Below are 14,618 nucleotides of genomic sequence, written 5' to 3' on the forward strand. Positions count from 1 at the left end.
CCCTCGGGGGGCGGGGGGAGCGTGCGGATCGGGCTGCGGGGCCGGGCGGGCGGGGCGAAGGAAAGTTGCGAATGATCCGCTTTTGCCCAGGTCAGACGCGGGTTTTGCTATGGTGAGATGGATCACAAACGCCGGGGACGCCGGAATGTTCGGCCGAGTTCAGGCAGTTAGGCGTCATAGATCGCGGGGATGTCGGTGAGAAGGAGTACCGCCACCGGAGCACCCCGTGAGCCAGCGGGACCGACGTAAGAGGGAATGGCCATGAACAGCAGTACCACCGTCTCAGCAGAGCTGGGCCTTCGTCTCGTCGTCCCCGACCGCACGACCGTCCCTCTGCTGGCCGGGCTGGAGTACGCGGCCGACGACCCGTACGCGATCCGGATGGCCTTCTACGTGGGCGACGACGAGCCGGTCGAGTGGATCTTCGCTCGGGAGCTGCTCACCGTCGGCATCGTGCGCAAGGTCGGGGACGGGGACGTCGAGGTCTGGCCGGGCGAGGACGACGGCACGCTCAACATCGCACTGTCCTCCCCGTTCGGGGACGCGCTGTTCGAGGTGCCGCTCTCGCCTCTCGCCGACTTCCTCCACCGGACGTACCAGGCGGTGCCCGCGGGTGAGGAGAGCGAGTTCATCGACATCGACGCCGAGCTGGAGAACCTGCTCTGGCCGTCCTAGCCGGACAGGCGCGCGATGTGGCGCATCTTGTTCATCGCGTCCAGGGCGGCGACCTTGTAGGACTCGGCGAGGGTGGGGTAGTTGAAGACGGCGTTGACCAGGTAGTCGATGGTGCCGCCGCAGCCCATGACCGTCTGGCCGATGTGGACGAGCTCGGTGGCGCCGGTGCCGAAGACGTGGACGCCGAGGAGCCTGCGGTCCTCGGGTGAGACGAGGAGTTTCAGCATCCCGTAGGAGTCCCCGATGATCTGGCCGCGGGCGAGCTCGCGGTAGCGGGACACGCCCACCTCGAAGGGGACCTTGGCCTCGGTCAGGGCGTCCTCGGTGCGGCCGACGAAGCTGATCTCGGGGATGGTGTAGATGCCGATGGGCTGGGTCTCGTGGATCTGCGAGACCGGCTCGTCGCAGGCGTGGTGGGCGGCGAGGCGGCCCTGTTCCATCGAGGTGGCCGCGAGCGAGGGGAACCCGATCACGTCCCCGACCGCGTAGATGTGCGGGACCTCGGTGCGGTAGTGCCCGTCGACCTTGATCCGGCCGCGGTGGTCGGCGGTGAGGCCCGCGGCCTCCAGGCCCAGGTCGCCGGTCATGCCGTGGCGTCCGGCGGAGTACATGACGGTGTCGGCGGGGATCCGCTTGCCGCTCTCCAGGACGGTGATCGCGCCGTGCGCCATCCGTTCGACGGACGCGACGCTCTCGCGGAACCGGAAGGTCACGGCCAGGTCGCGCAGGTGGTACTTGAGCGCCTCGACGATCTCCAGGTCGCAGAAGTCGAGCATGCGGTCGCGCCGCTCGACGACGGTGACCTTGGTGCCGAGCGCGGCGAACATCGAGGCGTACTCGATGCCGATCACGCCGGCGCCGACGACGACCATGGTCTCGGGGATGCGGTCCATGTGGATGATGCCGTCGGAATCGATGATCGTGCGGTCGTCGAAGTCGACGGTGTCGGGCCGCGCGGGGCGGGTGCCCGTCGCGATCACGATGCGGTCGGCGGTGACCTTCTGCTCGCGGTCGCCGGTCCCGCTGACGGCGACCGTGTCGGGCTTCAGGAAGCGGCCGGTGCCGGGCAGGACGGTGACGCGGTTGCGGGCGAGCTGGCTGCGGACGACGTCGGTCTCGCGGCCGATGACGTGCTGGGTGCGCATCCCGAGGTCGGCGACGGTGATCTCTTCCTTGACCCGGTAGCTCTGCCCGTACAGCTCGCGCTGGTTGAGCCCGGTCAGGTAGAGGACGGCCTCGCGGAGCGTCTTGGACGGGATCGTGCCGGTGTTGATGCAGACGCCGCCCAACATGTCGCGGCGGTCGACGATGCCGACCCTGCGGCCGAGCTTGGCGGCGGCGATGGCCGCGCGCTGGCCGCCGGGCCCCGAGCCGAGGACGAGGAGATCGAAGTCGCTCACTCCCCCAGTCTGACCGCCCGCCGTCCATCCGATAAGGGCTTTCCGGGACGATTCATGATCTGACGGGCCGGTCCCGTTCTGGGTTCAGGCCGCTGAGGCGTTCGCACTCCGACCACACCGCCTGCTGCGCTTGCGTGTCAAGCGCTCCTGACGGCCAGGTGGCGCGGCGCGCTCGGGCGTCGACGTACACACCGGTCACGCCCTCCATCTCTGGGCTCGACGCCAGGTGGACGCTGGAATGCGAGGCCTTGCCCATGTCCGACAGCAGGAGCGGCCCCAGCAGCCTGATCAGCGGGGCGGCGGGCCGGTAGAGGTAGGGGAAGGCTCGCATGGGTGTGGCCTGGTTCCCGGGCGTGTAGGCGTGGCCCGGGTAGGCCACGTTCACGGTCACCTCCCCGTCCTCCAGCCGGGAGGCGAGCCGGTGGCTCATCGCCATCAGCGCTGTCTTGGCCTGGTTGTAGTGCGCGAACGTCCAGCCGAGGTACTTCTTCTCGCCCTGGAGGTTGCCGGGATCGATCGGCCCGTCGGGCATGCCGCCCGTCAGGTTGACCACGCGCGCCTTGCCGGCCGCGCGCAGCAGCGGCAGCAGCAGGCAGGTGAGGGCGTACGGCGCGAGGACGTTCACGGCGAACGTGGCCTCGACGCCGTCACGGGTGAGCCGCCGTTCGGCGTTCATGCCCCCGGCGTTGTTGACCAGCACGTCGAGGCGGTCGTACCGCTCGGTGACCTGCTCGGCGAGGCGGCGCAGGCCGGCCATGTCGGACAGGTCCGCGGTCAGCGCCACGACTCTGCCGGCGGCCTCCCGTGACAGTTCGCCGGCGGCGGCCCTCGCGCGTTCGGGGTTCCGTCCGACGAGGATCACGTCGGCGCCCATCAGGGCCAGCCTCCGAGCGGTCTCCCGGCCGATCCCGGCAGTACTGCCGGTCACCAGGGCGGTCTTGCCATGCATGGCCTTCTCCTCGCATCGCTGACGGGCACAGCATATGTCACCGAGTGCCATGTTTAGCGTTGAGTGCCATAACCTATCCTCGGTGCATGAAACGTGCGGAGACGATGGGGCTGCGGGAGCGGACACGGCGCGCGGTGCGCGCCGACCTGGCCGAGCTCGCGCTGGGACTGTTCATCGAACGCGGGTACGACGGGACCACCGTCGAGGACATCGCCGCCGCGGCCGGCCTGTCCAAGCGCAGCTTCTTCCGCTACTTCCCGACCAAGGAGGACGTGCTGTTCGGCGACGTCGACGAGCTCGCCGGACGCATCGCCGACGACATCCGCTCGCGGCACTGCGACGGCACTGCCTGGGAGTGTCTGCATGCCGTCCTGCGCGAGTGGGAGCCGCGCATCCACGCCGCCCAGCGCGACCTGACCGGCATGCGCCTCATCGAGACGACCCCGGCGCTCCGAGCCCGTCTGCACCAGAAACGCGACGAGTTGCGGGATCGGATCAGCGCCGCGCTGAGGGAACGGCCCGGCGCCTCCCTCGACGCCTTCACAGCCGACCTGCTCACCGCCGCCGCCGGCGCCGCCCTGGACGCGGCCGCCCGGGAGTGGCTGCGCTCGGACGGCACCGCCGACCGCGCCGTCCTCATCGACCAGGCGTTCACCCTGCTGGCGCCGAGCCTGTGAGTGGCGTCCGCCTTGGGACGTCCCGCGTCCCGGTGGACGATCAGCCCGGCCGCTCCTGAGGAGCGGCGTCGGGCCGTGCGACGAGGGCGCCGGCGAGCGTGTCCAGGCCGGCCTTGATGCGGTCCAGGGGCATGCCGCGCGCGCGTCGCTGGTGGAGGAACAGGTTCGCGGCGAGGGGGGCGAGGAGGGCGTCGGCCAGGTAGGCGGCGTCGGCGTCCGCGCGGACCTCGCGGAGCAGCAGCGTCAGATGCCGGTGGTAGAGCCTGTACGAGCCGTCGCGGAAGCGGGCCTCGGGCGGGTCGGACTCGGCCATCAGCAGCAGATCCGCCTGGGCCTCGGTGCGGTCGGCCAGGGCGTGCAGGAAGGCGCGGACGCGCTCGGCGGGGGCGGCGCCCGGGCCGAGCGGCGGCGGGCCCTGGATGAAGGCGGCCTGGAAGTCGCGCTCGCGGTCGTCGATCACGGCGTAGACGAGGCGGGCCCGGTCGCCGAACCGGCGGTACACGGTGCCGACCCCGACCCCGGCGGCCCGCGCGACCTCGTCCATGGTGACGGCCTCGGGGCCGCGGGTCGCGATCACTTCCGCGGCCGCGCGCAGGATGCGGCGGCGGTTGTGCGCCGCGTCCGCGCGCTCGGCGGGCGGCCGCCCGACCACGGGCAACTCCCGCATCCAGTCCCCTCTCGGCACGGCACCCCAGCGTAACGGGTTTGTATCCGGAAAACTCTCCGGTTATGCTCGCTAAGCGGAAACTTCTCCGATTAGTGGCGGGAGCTGAGATGACGGCGGATCTGGCAGGACGGGTGGCGCTGGTGACGGGGGGCGGGCGCGGCATCGGGGCGGCGATCGCGCGGCGGCTGGCGCGGCACGGCGCCGACGTCGCGGTGACCTACGTGCGGGCCCCGGAACGGGCCGCCGGCGTCGTCGGTGAGATCGAGGCGGCGGGCGTGCGGGGGCTGGCGATCGCCGCCGACGCCGCCGACCCCGCGGCCGTCGTCGCGGCCGTCGACCGGACGGCGGCCGAACTGGGCCGGCTCGACATCCTGGTCAACAACGCGGGGATCGCGCCCTACGGGCCTCTGGAGGACGTGACGGCCGCCGAGCTCGACCGGACCCTGGCGATCCACGTCCGGGCGGCGTTCGTCGCGGCGCAGGCGGCGGCCCGCCATCTCGGGCCGGGCGGGCGCGTCATCAACATCGGCAGCAGCCTCGCCGAGCGCGTCCCCTACGCGGGCTGGACGCTGTACGCCATGAGCAAGTCGGCGCTCACCGGGCTCACCCGGGGTCTGGCCCGCGATCTCGGGCCGCGCGGGATCACCGCGAACGTGGTGCAGCCGGGCTCCACCGACACCGAGATGAACCCCGCTGACTCCCCCGACGCCGAGTTCGAGCGCGGCTTCACGGCTCTCGGCCGGTACGCGCGCGCCGAGGAGATCGCCGCCATGGTCGCGCATCTGGCGGGTCCGGGCGGGGACTATGTCACCGGTGCGGCGATCGCCGTGGACGGAGGGTACGCAGCCTGATGGCCTGGATCTTTCTGCTGATCGCGGGGTTGACGGAGCTGGTGTGGGCGACGGCGCTGAAGCAGTCGGACGGCCTGACGCGGCTCTGGCCGACCGTCATCGGCCTGTCGGTCGCGCTGCTCAGCGTGGTGGTGCTGTCGCTGTCGCTGCGGACGCTGCCGGTCGGGACGGCGTACGCGGTCTTCGTCGGCCTGGGGGCGCTCGGCGTCGCGCTGGTCGGCATGGTCGCGTTCGGTGAGAGCGCGTCGCCGGCCCGGTTGGCGTTCCTCGGCCTGATCGTCGTCGGCGTGGTCGGCCTGCAGATGCTGGAGGGCTCTTAGCGGGGTAAAGATCGGGCAGAGTGGGGGCATGGCGAGGGAGATGCTGGGGATCGACATCGGCGGGTCGGGGATCAAGGGCGCGCCGGTCGACCTGTCGGACGGGTCGTTCACCCGGGAGCGGTTCCGGGTGGACACGCCGCAGCCGTCGAAGCCCAAGGCGGTCGCGAAGGTGCTCGCGCAGGTCGTGGAGCACTTCGGGTGGGAGGGACCGGTCGGGGTCACCTATCCCGGCGTGGTGATCGGCGGCACGACGATGTCGGCGGCGAACGTGTCCGGGCACTGGATCGGGCTGGAGGCGGAGTCGCTGATCGCGGACGCGACCGGCCGGGAGATCACGCTGCTCAACGACGCGGACGCCGCGGGGATCGCGGAGATGCGGCTCGGCGCGGGCCGCGGCCGGCGGGGCACGGTCGTCGTGCTCACGCTGGGGACGGGGATCGGCAGCGCGCTGTTCACCGACGGCGTCCTCGTCCCGAACACCGAGTTCGGGCACCTCCAGATCGACGGTGAGGACGCCGAGATCCGCGCGGCGGCGAAGGCGCGGGAGGAGCACGACCTCAGCTGGAAGAAGTGGGCGAAGCGGCTCAGCGTCTACATGGGCCATCTGGAGGCGCTGATCTCCCCCTCGCTGATCATCGTGGGCGGCGGGGTGAGCAAGAAGTCCGAGCACTTCCTCCCGCTGATCGAGGGCGTCCGGGCGGAGATCGTCCCGGCGCGGCTGGTGAACAACGCGGGCATCGTGGGAGCGGCCATGGCGGCCGAGGCCGCTCATGACGGGGCGGCCGAGGCCGCTCACGGCCAAGCGGCGGGGGCCGCACGCTAGGACGTCCGGAAGCGGACGGTCGCGATCTCCCAGGGCCGCAGTGCCAGCGTGGCCGTCCCGTCGTGGACGTCGAGCGGGATGCCGGGGCGTCCGCGCAGGTCGACGCGGGTCGCCTCGGTGAGGTCGCCTCGCAGGACGGCCGTGGTGGGGTGGGCGCACTGGGCGACCATCCGGGTCTCGGTCCAGCCGTCGCGGAGGCGGAGCGAGGTCATCGCCACGCCGTCGCCGGTGATCGAGAGGCCAGCCCGGGGGGCCGGGAGAGGCAGGGCGGCGCGCCCGTATCCGACGGCGGTGAGCAGGTCATGCCGGTAGGTCTCGGCGGCCTGCAGGACGTCGGTTCCCGGCGCCTCACCGGAGTACGGCATGATCGCGAGGCCGACCGCGCGCTCGCCGCGGCACTGGGCCCCCGGGGTGGGCAGCTGCGGCCCGGCAGGCTGGTCCCGGTAGGCGTTGCGGTCGCGTGACAGGTAGCCGATCGAGCGCAGCAGGGTGAGCGCCATCTCCCGTCCGCCGAGGACCTCGTACTCGGTGGCGTGCTCCAGCAGGACGGCGAGGCCGCCGGCGGCGACGAACCCGGACGCGGGGAACGTCGGCACCGGCCGCTCCCCGAAGCCGCCCTCCGCCGCGGGCCCCCGCTCGACGATCGCGAACTGCCCCTCGGCGAAGGACGAGCCGGCCTGGCGCGGCAGCGACATGTGCAGCCGGACACGGTGGTCGTCGCAGCGGTTGTCGAACGTGACGTGCAGCCGGAGGAAGGGCTCCCCGGCGCGCAGTTCGGCGCGGGTGCTGACGGTCACGTCCTCCTCGGCCTCGGACCGGGCGTCGCGCGAAGCGTCCCCGGAGGCGGGCCACCGGTAGGTCCGGACGATGTCGAGCGCGGCGACGAGCGGCCCGTCCCACACGGGACGGACGTCGACCGTCAGGGGGTCGCCGACGATGCGGTCCTCGGCGGGCGGGGCGTAGTTGTAGGAGTCGCCGAGGTCGCCGCCGTCCACGACGCGTCCGACCCCCTCGACGATGTGGCCGGACGGGGTGCGCAGCTGGAGGGTGCCGTCCTCCCGGACCTCGGCGCGCAGCAGCCCGTTGTCCAGGACGTGGCCCTCGGCCTTCACCGGCCCCTCGGCGGCACCGGCCGGCGCGGCGGGCTGGACGGCGGTGAGCCCCAGCGCGGGCACGTCGACCAGGGCGGCGACCGTGCGGCGCGGGTCGGCCACGATCCGTACCCGCCACTCTCCGTCCGCATCGCGGAGCGCCTCCCGCACCTCGCCGATGTCGAACGGGACCTCGGCGCGGGACGTGACGTGGAAGGTGAGCGTGCGATCCGCCTGGGACACCGCCCAGTCGCGGATCTCCTGCCCGAACAGCACCCGTCCGTACACCCGCTCCAGAAGTATCGGCAGCTCGGAGGCCGGGTGGACGGCGTCGTCCAGGACGGTGGGCGCGATGTCGAGCGTCTGCACAGGGACGGGCCGTCCGTCCCCCGTCACCAGACCGGGGTCCCCTTCGCACGGAATGTCCAGGGTGACGAGGCCGGTCCGGGCGGCGGGGGTCGGGTTGAACACCAGGTGCGAGCCGAGGGGCGCCGCCCCGGCGCGCTCGGCGGTCACCAGGTCGCAGACCGCGCGGCCGAGCTGCTCGGCCTCCGCCATGCGCGCCGCGACCTGCTCGGCGGTCTCGTCGCTGCCGCATCCGGTGACCGAGTCGTGGCAGCTCACCTCGATGAGGCGCCGCCACGCCAGGTCGAGGAACCGCTGCGCGTCGCCGGTGTACCAGAGGGCCGTCAGGGGCTCGGCGTACCGTTCGACGAGCCGCTCGGCGCGCCCCATGAGCTGCTTGAGTCGGACGCGGGCCGACAGCACGCCGGGAAGGATGTTGGCGCGGGCGTGGGACCGCAGCTCGCCCCGGACGTGCGGCAGCCCGTCCACGGACGGGGTCTCGCCCGCGAAGTAGCCGGCGAGCGTGTCCAGCCTCATCGCGGGCCCGGCGGAGGCGACCCGGTCGGCGAGGTCGGCGGCGGGCGCGGTGTGGTCGGCCCCGTACATGGCCAGCAGGGGGCCGCCGCCCGGGTACCAGCGGCCCATCGCCTCCGCGAACCCGGCGACGCGGCCGGGCAGCAGGGACGCGCCGTCCTCGAACTCCTCGAACATCGACGCGGCGTTGCCGTAGCCGCCCTCGGGGAGGTACTGGGTGCGGATCGCGGTCCCGTCGGGCGCCTCCCAGGCGAACGCGCGGGTGCGGACCCGGTCCGGGACGCCGCGCCACACGCAGGCGTGCTCGATCCCCGCGAGCCTGAGGATCTGCGGGGTCTGCGCGCAGTGCCCGAACTGGTCAGGAAGGTAGCCGACCATCATCGCGGCGCCCAGCTCCTCCGCGCGCCGCAGCCCGAGCTCCAGGTTCCGGACGATGTTCTCCCCCGAGCACAGGAACTCGTCGTGCAGGATCTGCCAGGGCCCGACGGCGAGCCGGCCCTCCCGGACGAGCGCGGCCATCCGCTCGCGCTTCTCGGGGCGGATCTCCAGGTAGTCGTCGACGGCGGCCATCTGCCCGTCCAGGGTGAAGTGCCAGCGCGGGTCGGCCTCCATCCCGTCGATGACGCCGTCCAGCAGCGACACCAGGCGGAGCCGGAAACGCTGGAACGGCAGGTACCACTCGCGGTCCCAGTGGGTGTGCGGCACGACGACGATCTCTGAGTCCTCGGCCCGGCCTGCTACCCGCACAGTGCGATCACCTCGTTCTCGTGGGTCTCCAGTCGATGCATGCCCGCCGCCTCCGCCGGCATCCGGACGCGGTCGCCCCGGACGGCGGTGCGGCGCCCGTCCGGCCGGGCCAGCACGGTGCCGTCCGCGCCGAGGGCGACGAGCTCGCCGTCGACGCGCAGCAGCACCGGCGCGTCCAGGCCGGCGGACACCGCCGTCCGGCCCGCCGCGAGCCCGCCCAGGACGTCGTCTCCTTCGGCGAGGACCCAGGTGACGGGCTCGCCGAGGCTCTTCTCCTGCGCCGGGTCGTGGAAGTCGCTGCCGCCGAGCGGGACGACGCCCTGCGGACGCCAGACCTGCGCCCAGGCGAGCGGTGCGCCCCAGCGGCGGTCCCACCAGGACGAATGCCAGATCTCGGCGTGGCGCGGCCGGTGGTCGGCGGGCAGCGGGCGGCGCCAGGCGCAGTCGCCGCTGAGCGGGTGGTTGATCGACATGAGGCCGCCGCGCGCGGCGGCGGAGGCCGCCCAGTCGGCGCTCGGGCCGCGGAAGTCGATCCAGCCGGTGTCGCCGAAGACGTTCGCGTGGCCGAGGTCGGTGGTGACCTCCTGGCCGGGCAGCAGAAGGATCCCGGCGTGCGCCCCGGCGGCGGGCAGCTCGGGGTGGTGGCTGACGGTGTTGTGGTCGGTGACCGCGAGGTAGTCGAGGCCCCGGGAGGCGGCGAGGCACGCCAGTTCGTGGACGGTGAGCGTGCCGTCGCTGTGGACGGTGTGCGAGTGCAGGTCACCGGCGAGCCAGCGCATCCCGTCCGGGGCGGGGAGATCAGGGCGGGACGGTCGTTCCGGCCGTGGAGGCGGCGTTTCGTCTGGCCGCGTTGGGGCCGTCCCAGAGGTCGTGACGGTGACCTCGTACGGGACGCCGTCCGGTGGGATCCGGTGCAGCCCGAGCCAGACGTGCCACAGGCCCGGTTCGAGCTCGCCGGGGAGATATCCGGGCGTCGCCCAGTCCGCGCCTATCGTGAACCGGCGGCGCGCCCCACCGGACCAGCCGCGGAACCCGTCCGGCCCGTGGCAGCCCAGGTCGATCACACCGCCGTCGAAGGAGAGCTCGACCGTGATGGACGCCGTGCCCTGCGGCACCTCGAAAGGGAGTTCGCGCAGGCCCTGCTCCAGACGGTCCTCCAGGCTCCACCGTCCGCCGTGCACGGTCATCCGCTCTTCCCGTCCTTGGTCAGGGAGGCCGCCGCCCTCCCGGCCTCGTCGCCGTCTCCGGTCACCAGTTCGCCGTCGCGGTAGAGCAGGACGCGTCCCGGACGCGGCGACGCCCACCCCTCCGCGGAGAGCTGGACCTCGACGCCCTCCCCCACCACGACCCGCACCGTCTCGCCGTCGACGTCCAGGGTCACCAGGGAGGACGCGCCGAGGTTCTCCACCACTGACACTCTCCCGCCGAACGCCCCGTCCACCGGTTCGGTGCTGAACTCCATGTACTCGGGACGTACCCCGCACACGACCTCCTGCCCGTCCGGAACGAGGCCGCGCGCCTCCTCCGGGACGGGCAGCACGGTCCCGCAGGCCGCGACGGCACCACCGCGGACCGTGCCGGGCAGCAGGTTCATCGGCGTCGACCCGATGAACGAGGCCACGAACAGGTTCGCCGGACGCCGGAACACCTCCGCGGGCGTACCGATCTGCCGGATCTGTCCCGCCTCCATGACCGCGATCCGGTCGGCGAGCGCCAGCGCCTCCGCCTGGTCGTGCGTGACGAACACCGAGGTGAACGCGAGGCGGTGCTGGAACCTCTTCAGGAACGTGCGGGCCTCCAGTCGGAGCCGCGCGTCCAGGTTGGACAGCGGCTCGTCCAGCAGGAGGACCCGCGGATCGGCCACCACGGCGCGCGCCAGCGCGACCCGCTGCTGCTGGCCGCCCGACAGCTCCCCCGGGCGCCGCCGCTCCAGCCCCCCGAGGCCGAGCTCCCGGACGGCCTCGGCGGCCCGCCCGTACCGGACGGCGCGGCTCTGCCTCCTGACGCGCAGCGGGTAGGCGATGTTGTCCATGACGGTCATGTGCGGGAACAGCGCGTAGTCCTGGAACACCATGCCGACGTCGCGGCGCCCCGGCTGGAGCCGCGTCACGTCCTCGTCGCCGAGGCGGATCGTCCCGCCCGTGGCCGCCTCCAGGCCGGCGATCGTGCGGAGCAGCGTCGTCTTGCCGCAGCCGGACGGGCCGAGCAGCGCGAAGAACTCGCCCATGGTGACGTCCAGGTCGAGCGCGTCCAGGGCCCGGACGCCGCCCGGATAGACCTTCGTCAGCCGCCGGATCGTGATGGACCCCATCAGCGCTTGATCCCTCCGTGGAAGCGGAACCCGTACCGGCGGCTGACGAACAGGTACATGAGCACGACCGGCAGGGAGTACAGCAGCGAGAACGTGGAGATCAGCGGCAGGTCCGGCTGCCCGCCCTCGGTGTAGAACGTGTACATGATCACCGAGGCGGGGGCCTTGTCCGGGTCGCGCAGGAGCAGGAACGGCATGAGGAAGTCGCCCCACACCTGCGCGACCGTCCAGACCGCCACGGTGGCGAGGCCGGGCCGGATGACCGGGACGACGACGTGCCGCAGGACCTGCAGCGGCGAGGCGCCGAACACCCGCGCGGCCTCCTCGTAGGACGTGGGCGTGGCGTCGGTGAAGTCCTTCAGCAGGAAGATCGCCGCGGGCAGCAGCCCGCCGGTCAGCACCAGGATCACGCCGATCCGCGAGTCGATCAGGTGCAGGTTGAAGGCCAGCAGGAACACCGGCACCATCGCGGCCGTCCCCGTGATGATCGACGACAGCAGGAGCAGGACGTAGAGCAGCAGGTCCCGGCCGGGCACCCGGACCCGGCTCAGCGCGTACGCGGCCAGCGACGCGGTCGCGACCACGAGCGCGGCCGTCCCGGCGGCCAGCAGCACCGAGTTGCGCAGCGACGCGAGCGCGTAGGGGTTGTCCAGCAGGACCCGGAAGTTGTGCAGGGTGAACTCGGGCAGCGACGCCGCGATGCCCGGGTTCGCGTCGAACGGCGCGAACGCCAGCCAGAGCAGCGGCAGCGCGAAGAACCCGAGGACGGCCGACACGAACGTGGCCAGCCCGATCCGGCGCAGCGCCTCGCGCACGGCGGCGTTCACGCGGCCGCCCCCTCCGCCGCACCGGCCTGCGCCGAGCGGGCGCGGCCGCGGTCGCGCAGGGCCCGCAGGTAGACCAGCGCGATCATCAGGTTGATCAGGATCATGATCAGTGAGATGGCGGCGCCGAACCCGAGCCGGCCGTCGCCGAGCGCCGTCCGGTACACGTACACCGACATGATCTCCGAGCGCCCGTCCGGGCCGCCCGCGGTGATCAGGAAGGGGGTGAAGTCGTTGAACGTCCACAGGCTGACCAGCAGCAGGCTCGTCAGCAGATGGCCCCTGACGCGCGGGAACACCGCGTCGCGGAGCGTCTGCCACGTCGAGGCGCCCGCGAGCCGCGCCGTCTCCAGATGGGACGGTGGAACGTTCCCGAGGGCCGCGCCGCAGAGCATCATCGAGAACGCGGTCCCGCGCCAGACGTTGAACACGACGACGCACGCCATCGGATGGTCGAGCAGCCACGCCGTGCCCGGGGTGCCGAGCACGGCGTTGAGGGTCCCGCCGTCGCGGTCGAGCAGCGCGATCCACAGGAACGCGATGACCGAGGACGGCAGGATCCAGGCCAGCAGCACCAGCCCCTCGACCAGACGCCTGACCGGGCCGGACCGGTCGCGCATCACCCACGCGATCGCGAAGCCGAGCACGGTCTGCCCGATCACCGCCGACCCCAGGACGAACTGGAGCGTCAGCCACAGCGACCGGTGGAAGTCCCCGTCGCCGAGCACGTCCCGGTAGTTGCCGGTCCCGACGAACCGCGGCTGGCTCGCGGCGACGCCGGTGAGCCGGTAGTCGGTCGTGCCCAGGTAGAGGGTCCAGAGCGCGGGGAACACCAGGAACACCGCGACCAGGACCAGCGCCGGCGCGACGAACGCCGCGGCGCGCCCCCGGCCCAGCCCGGCCGCGTCGTCCCCGAAGGACGGCGCGGCCGCGGGCGCGACGTCAGCGCGGGGCGACGTGGGCGGCGCCACCGGCGATCCCTTCCAGCTTCTTCGCGTACTCGGCGGCGGCCTGGTCCGGGCTCCTGCCCGACACCACGCTAGCCGTGGCCTCCTGCAAGGCCGTCGACACCTGCGGGTAGGCCGAGAGCCCCGGCCGGTACGAGGTGACGGGCAGCACCTTCTCCGACACGAACGTCAGGAACGGGTCGTTCGCGAGGATCTCCTTGTTCACGTCCGTCCGGGACGTGATCTCGGGGGTGCCGGCCGTCCGCGCCTTGACCATCTCCGGGGAGTTCATGAAGGCCAGCAGCTCGAACGCCTGCTGCGGGAACTTCGTGTTCGGGTTGAGGACGGTCACCGAGCCGCCCGACATGCTCACGAAAGACTGCCCGCGCAGGCCCCGGCCCTGGGAGACGGCGGGGATCAGCGCGTAGCCGACGTCCTGGTCGCGGGTGGCCATCTTCGCGACGCCCGTCTTCGGGTTGAGGACGTCCCGCCAGAAGTAGTCGCCCTCGAACAGGATGCCGATCTTGCCGGCGGCGAACTCCTCGAACGACTTGTCGCGCCCCTTGGCCTCCTGCTGGAGCTTGGGATCGCCCAGGCCCTCACGGCCGTAGACCTGCGCGTACAGGCCGAGGACCTGCTTGAGCGCCTGGCCGCCGCCCGTCCACCTGCCGTCCGCCCAGATCTCCGCGCCCGCCCCGGCCAGCAGCGGGAGCGCCCCCTGCATGCTGGTGGCCTCGCCCATCGCGGTGCCCGCGTTCAGCTGGATCGGAGTCACGCCGGGGAGCTTCTTCAGGGCGCGGCCCGCCTCGATGATCTCCTGCCAGCTCTTCGGCTGCCAGCCGGCGGGCAGGCCGGCCCGCGCGAACAGCTTCCGGTTGAAGAAGATGAGGCGGCCGTCGGTCGCGGGCGGGACGCCGTACCGCTCGCCCTCGAACGTCGCCAGCCGCTGGACCGAGCCGGGGATCCGCGACCAGCCCTCCCAGGCGCCGGCGGGGGCGCCGACCGCCTTCGAGAGCGGCAGGATGTAGCCGGCCTGGGCGAACTCGCCGACCCAGATGCCGTCGATGTCCATGATGTCGGCACCGGAGCGCGACTTCAGGTCGAGCGCCAGCTTCGTCTTGTACACCTCGTCGTCCACGCCCTGGCCGCGGAACGACACCTTCGCCGTCACGCCCTTGGCCTTCTGCGCGGCGACGAACCTCGGGATCACCGTCCTGGTGATCCACTCGGCCTCTTCGGTGTTCTTGCCGCCCGCGATGGCGTTGCGGGTGATCGTCAGGGAGAAGCTCTTGGCGTCCTTGCCCCGGTCGGGGTCCGCCGGAGAACCGCCGCCGCACCCGGCGAGCGCCGCGCCCGCCAGTGCGAGCGCGGCCGCCGCGCCGATCCGCCTCCTGGAGAAGTCCCTACTGGAGAAGACCATGGGTGACCTCCTACAAGCGTCACCACATAACGTGAAC

The 14,618-nt window shown here is 72.5% G+C and carries 14 protein-coding genes; 5 read left to right on the plus strand and 9 right to left on the minus strand.

Annotated features, from left to right (window positions below; translation table 11 throughout):
* The first annotated feature begins 261 nt into the window (after positions 1-261).
* Positions 262-675 (plus strand): SsgA family sporulation/cell division regulator, encoded by a 414-nt coding sequence (locus AB0C84_RS12310; RefSeq protein WP_089312133.1) that lies wholly within the window; start codon positions 262-264, stop codon positions 673-675.
* Here AB0C84_RS12310 and sthA read toward each other — a convergent pair.
* Positions 672-2,075: a Si-specific NAD(P)(+) transhydrogenase gene (gene sthA, locus AB0C84_RS12315; RefSeq protein WP_361064579.1), complete on the minus strand. Its 1,404-nt coding sequence runs from the start codon at positions 2,073-2,075 to the stop codon at positions 672-674. The genes AB0C84_RS12310 and sthA overlap by 4 nt on opposite strands.
* A gap of 52 nt (positions 2,076-2,127) precedes the next feature.
* Positions 2,128-3,024 (minus strand): SDR family NAD(P)-dependent oxidoreductase, encoded by an 897-nt coding sequence (locus tag AB0C84_RS12320; protein ID WP_361064582.1) that lies wholly within the window; start codon positions 3,022-3,024, stop codon positions 2,128-2,130.
* 86 nt (positions 3,025-3,110) lie between these two features.
* Here AB0C84_RS12320 and AB0C84_RS12325 point away from each other — a divergent pair, with 86 nt between their 5' ends.
* Positions 3,111-3,701 (plus strand): TetR family transcriptional regulator, encoded by a 591-nt coding sequence (locus AB0C84_RS12325; RefSeq protein WP_361064585.1) that lies wholly within the window; start codon positions 3,111-3,113, stop codon positions 3,699-3,701.
* Positions 3,702-3,741: 40 nt separating this feature from the next.
* On the opposite strand, the gene AB0C84_RS12330 is transcribed toward AB0C84_RS12325, so the two are convergent.
* Positions 3,742-4,368, minus strand: coding sequence for a helix-turn-helix domain-containing protein (locus AB0C84_RS12330; protein WP_361064588.1), 627 nt, complete (start codon positions 4,366-4,368; stop codon positions 3,742-3,744).
* A 107-nt stretch (positions 4,369-4,475) separates the two neighbouring features.
* Between AB0C84_RS12330 and AB0C84_RS12335 the strand changes: the two genes are divergently transcribed.
* Genes AB0C84_RS12335 through ppgK form a run of 3 tightly spaced genes read left to right on the plus strand, consistent with a single transcriptional unit; the run spans position 4,476 to position 6,362 of the window.
* On the plus strand, positions 4,476-5,219 hold the full coding sequence (locus AB0C84_RS12335) for an SDR family oxidoreductase (RefSeq protein WP_361064591.1): 744 nt from the start codon (positions 4,476-4,478) through the stop codon (positions 5,217-5,219).
* Positions 5,219-5,539, plus strand: coding sequence for a multidrug efflux SMR transporter (locus tag AB0C84_RS12340; RefSeq protein ID WP_361064594.1), 321 nt, complete (start codon positions 5,219-5,221; stop codon positions 5,537-5,539). The genes AB0C84_RS12335 and AB0C84_RS12340 overlap by 1 nt, the downstream gene beginning before the upstream one ends.
* A 28-nt stretch (positions 5,540-5,567) precedes the next feature.
* The gene (gene ppgK, locus AB0C84_RS12345; RefSeq protein ID WP_361064597.1) at positions 5,568-6,362 is read left to right on the plus strand and encodes a polyphosphate--glucose phosphotransferase; all 795 of its coding nucleotides are present in this window, start codon (positions 5,568-5,570) and stop codon (positions 6,360-6,362) included.
* Here ppgK and AB0C84_RS12350 read toward each other — a convergent pair.
* Genes AB0C84_RS12350 through AB0C84_RS12375 form a run of 6 tightly spaced genes read right to left on the minus strand, consistent with a single transcriptional unit; the run spans position 6,359 to position 14,581 of the window.
* Positions 6,359-9,079: an alpha-mannosidase gene (locus AB0C84_RS12350; RefSeq protein ID WP_361064600.1), complete on the minus strand. Its 2,721-nt coding sequence runs from the start codon at positions 9,077-9,079 to the stop codon at positions 6,359-6,361. The two genes, ppgK and AB0C84_RS12350, sit on opposite strands and share 4 nt — an antisense overlap.
* Positions 9,070-10,266, minus strand: coding sequence for a CehA/McbA family metallohydrolase (locus AB0C84_RS12355; protein WP_361064603.1), 1,197 nt, complete (start codon positions 10,264-10,266; stop codon positions 9,070-9,072). Before AB0C84_RS12355 ends, AB0C84_RS12350 begins: the two co-directional genes overlap by 10 nt.
* Positions 10,263-11,390 (minus strand): ABC transporter ATP-binding protein, encoded by a 1,128-nt coding sequence (locus AB0C84_RS12360; RefSeq protein WP_361064606.1) that lies wholly within the window; start codon positions 11,388-11,390, stop codon positions 10,263-10,265. Before AB0C84_RS12360 ends, AB0C84_RS12355 begins: the two co-directional genes overlap by 4 nt.
* Complete coding sequence (locus AB0C84_RS12365) at positions 11,390-12,217, minus strand: carbohydrate ABC transporter permease (protein WP_179847964.1); 828 nt, start codon at positions 12,215-12,217, stop codon at positions 11,390-11,392. The genes AB0C84_RS12360 and AB0C84_RS12365 overlap by 1 nt, the downstream gene beginning before the upstream one ends.
* Positions 12,214-13,185, minus strand: coding sequence for a sugar ABC transporter permease (locus AB0C84_RS12370; protein WP_361064610.1), 972 nt, complete (start codon positions 13,183-13,185; stop codon positions 12,214-12,216). The genes AB0C84_RS12365 and AB0C84_RS12370 overlap by 4 nt, the downstream gene beginning before the upstream one ends.
* Positions 13,157-14,581 carry an extracellular solute-binding protein gene (locus tag AB0C84_RS12375; protein WP_361064613.1) on the minus strand — a complete coding sequence of 475 codons (1,425 nt, stop codon included), beginning with the start codon at positions 14,579-14,581 and terminating at the stop codon, positions 13,157-13,159. Before AB0C84_RS12375 ends, AB0C84_RS12370 begins: the two co-directional genes overlap by 29 nt.
* Between the last annotated feature and the right edge of the window lie 37 nt (positions 14,582-14,618).

It is taken from the genome of Actinomadura sp. NPDC048955 (assembly GCF_040649435.1).
In the GTDB taxonomy this organism is placed as follows: domain Bacteria; phylum Actinomycetota; class Actinomycetes; order Streptosporangiales; family Streptosporangiaceae; genus Spirillospora; species Spirillospora luteofluorescens.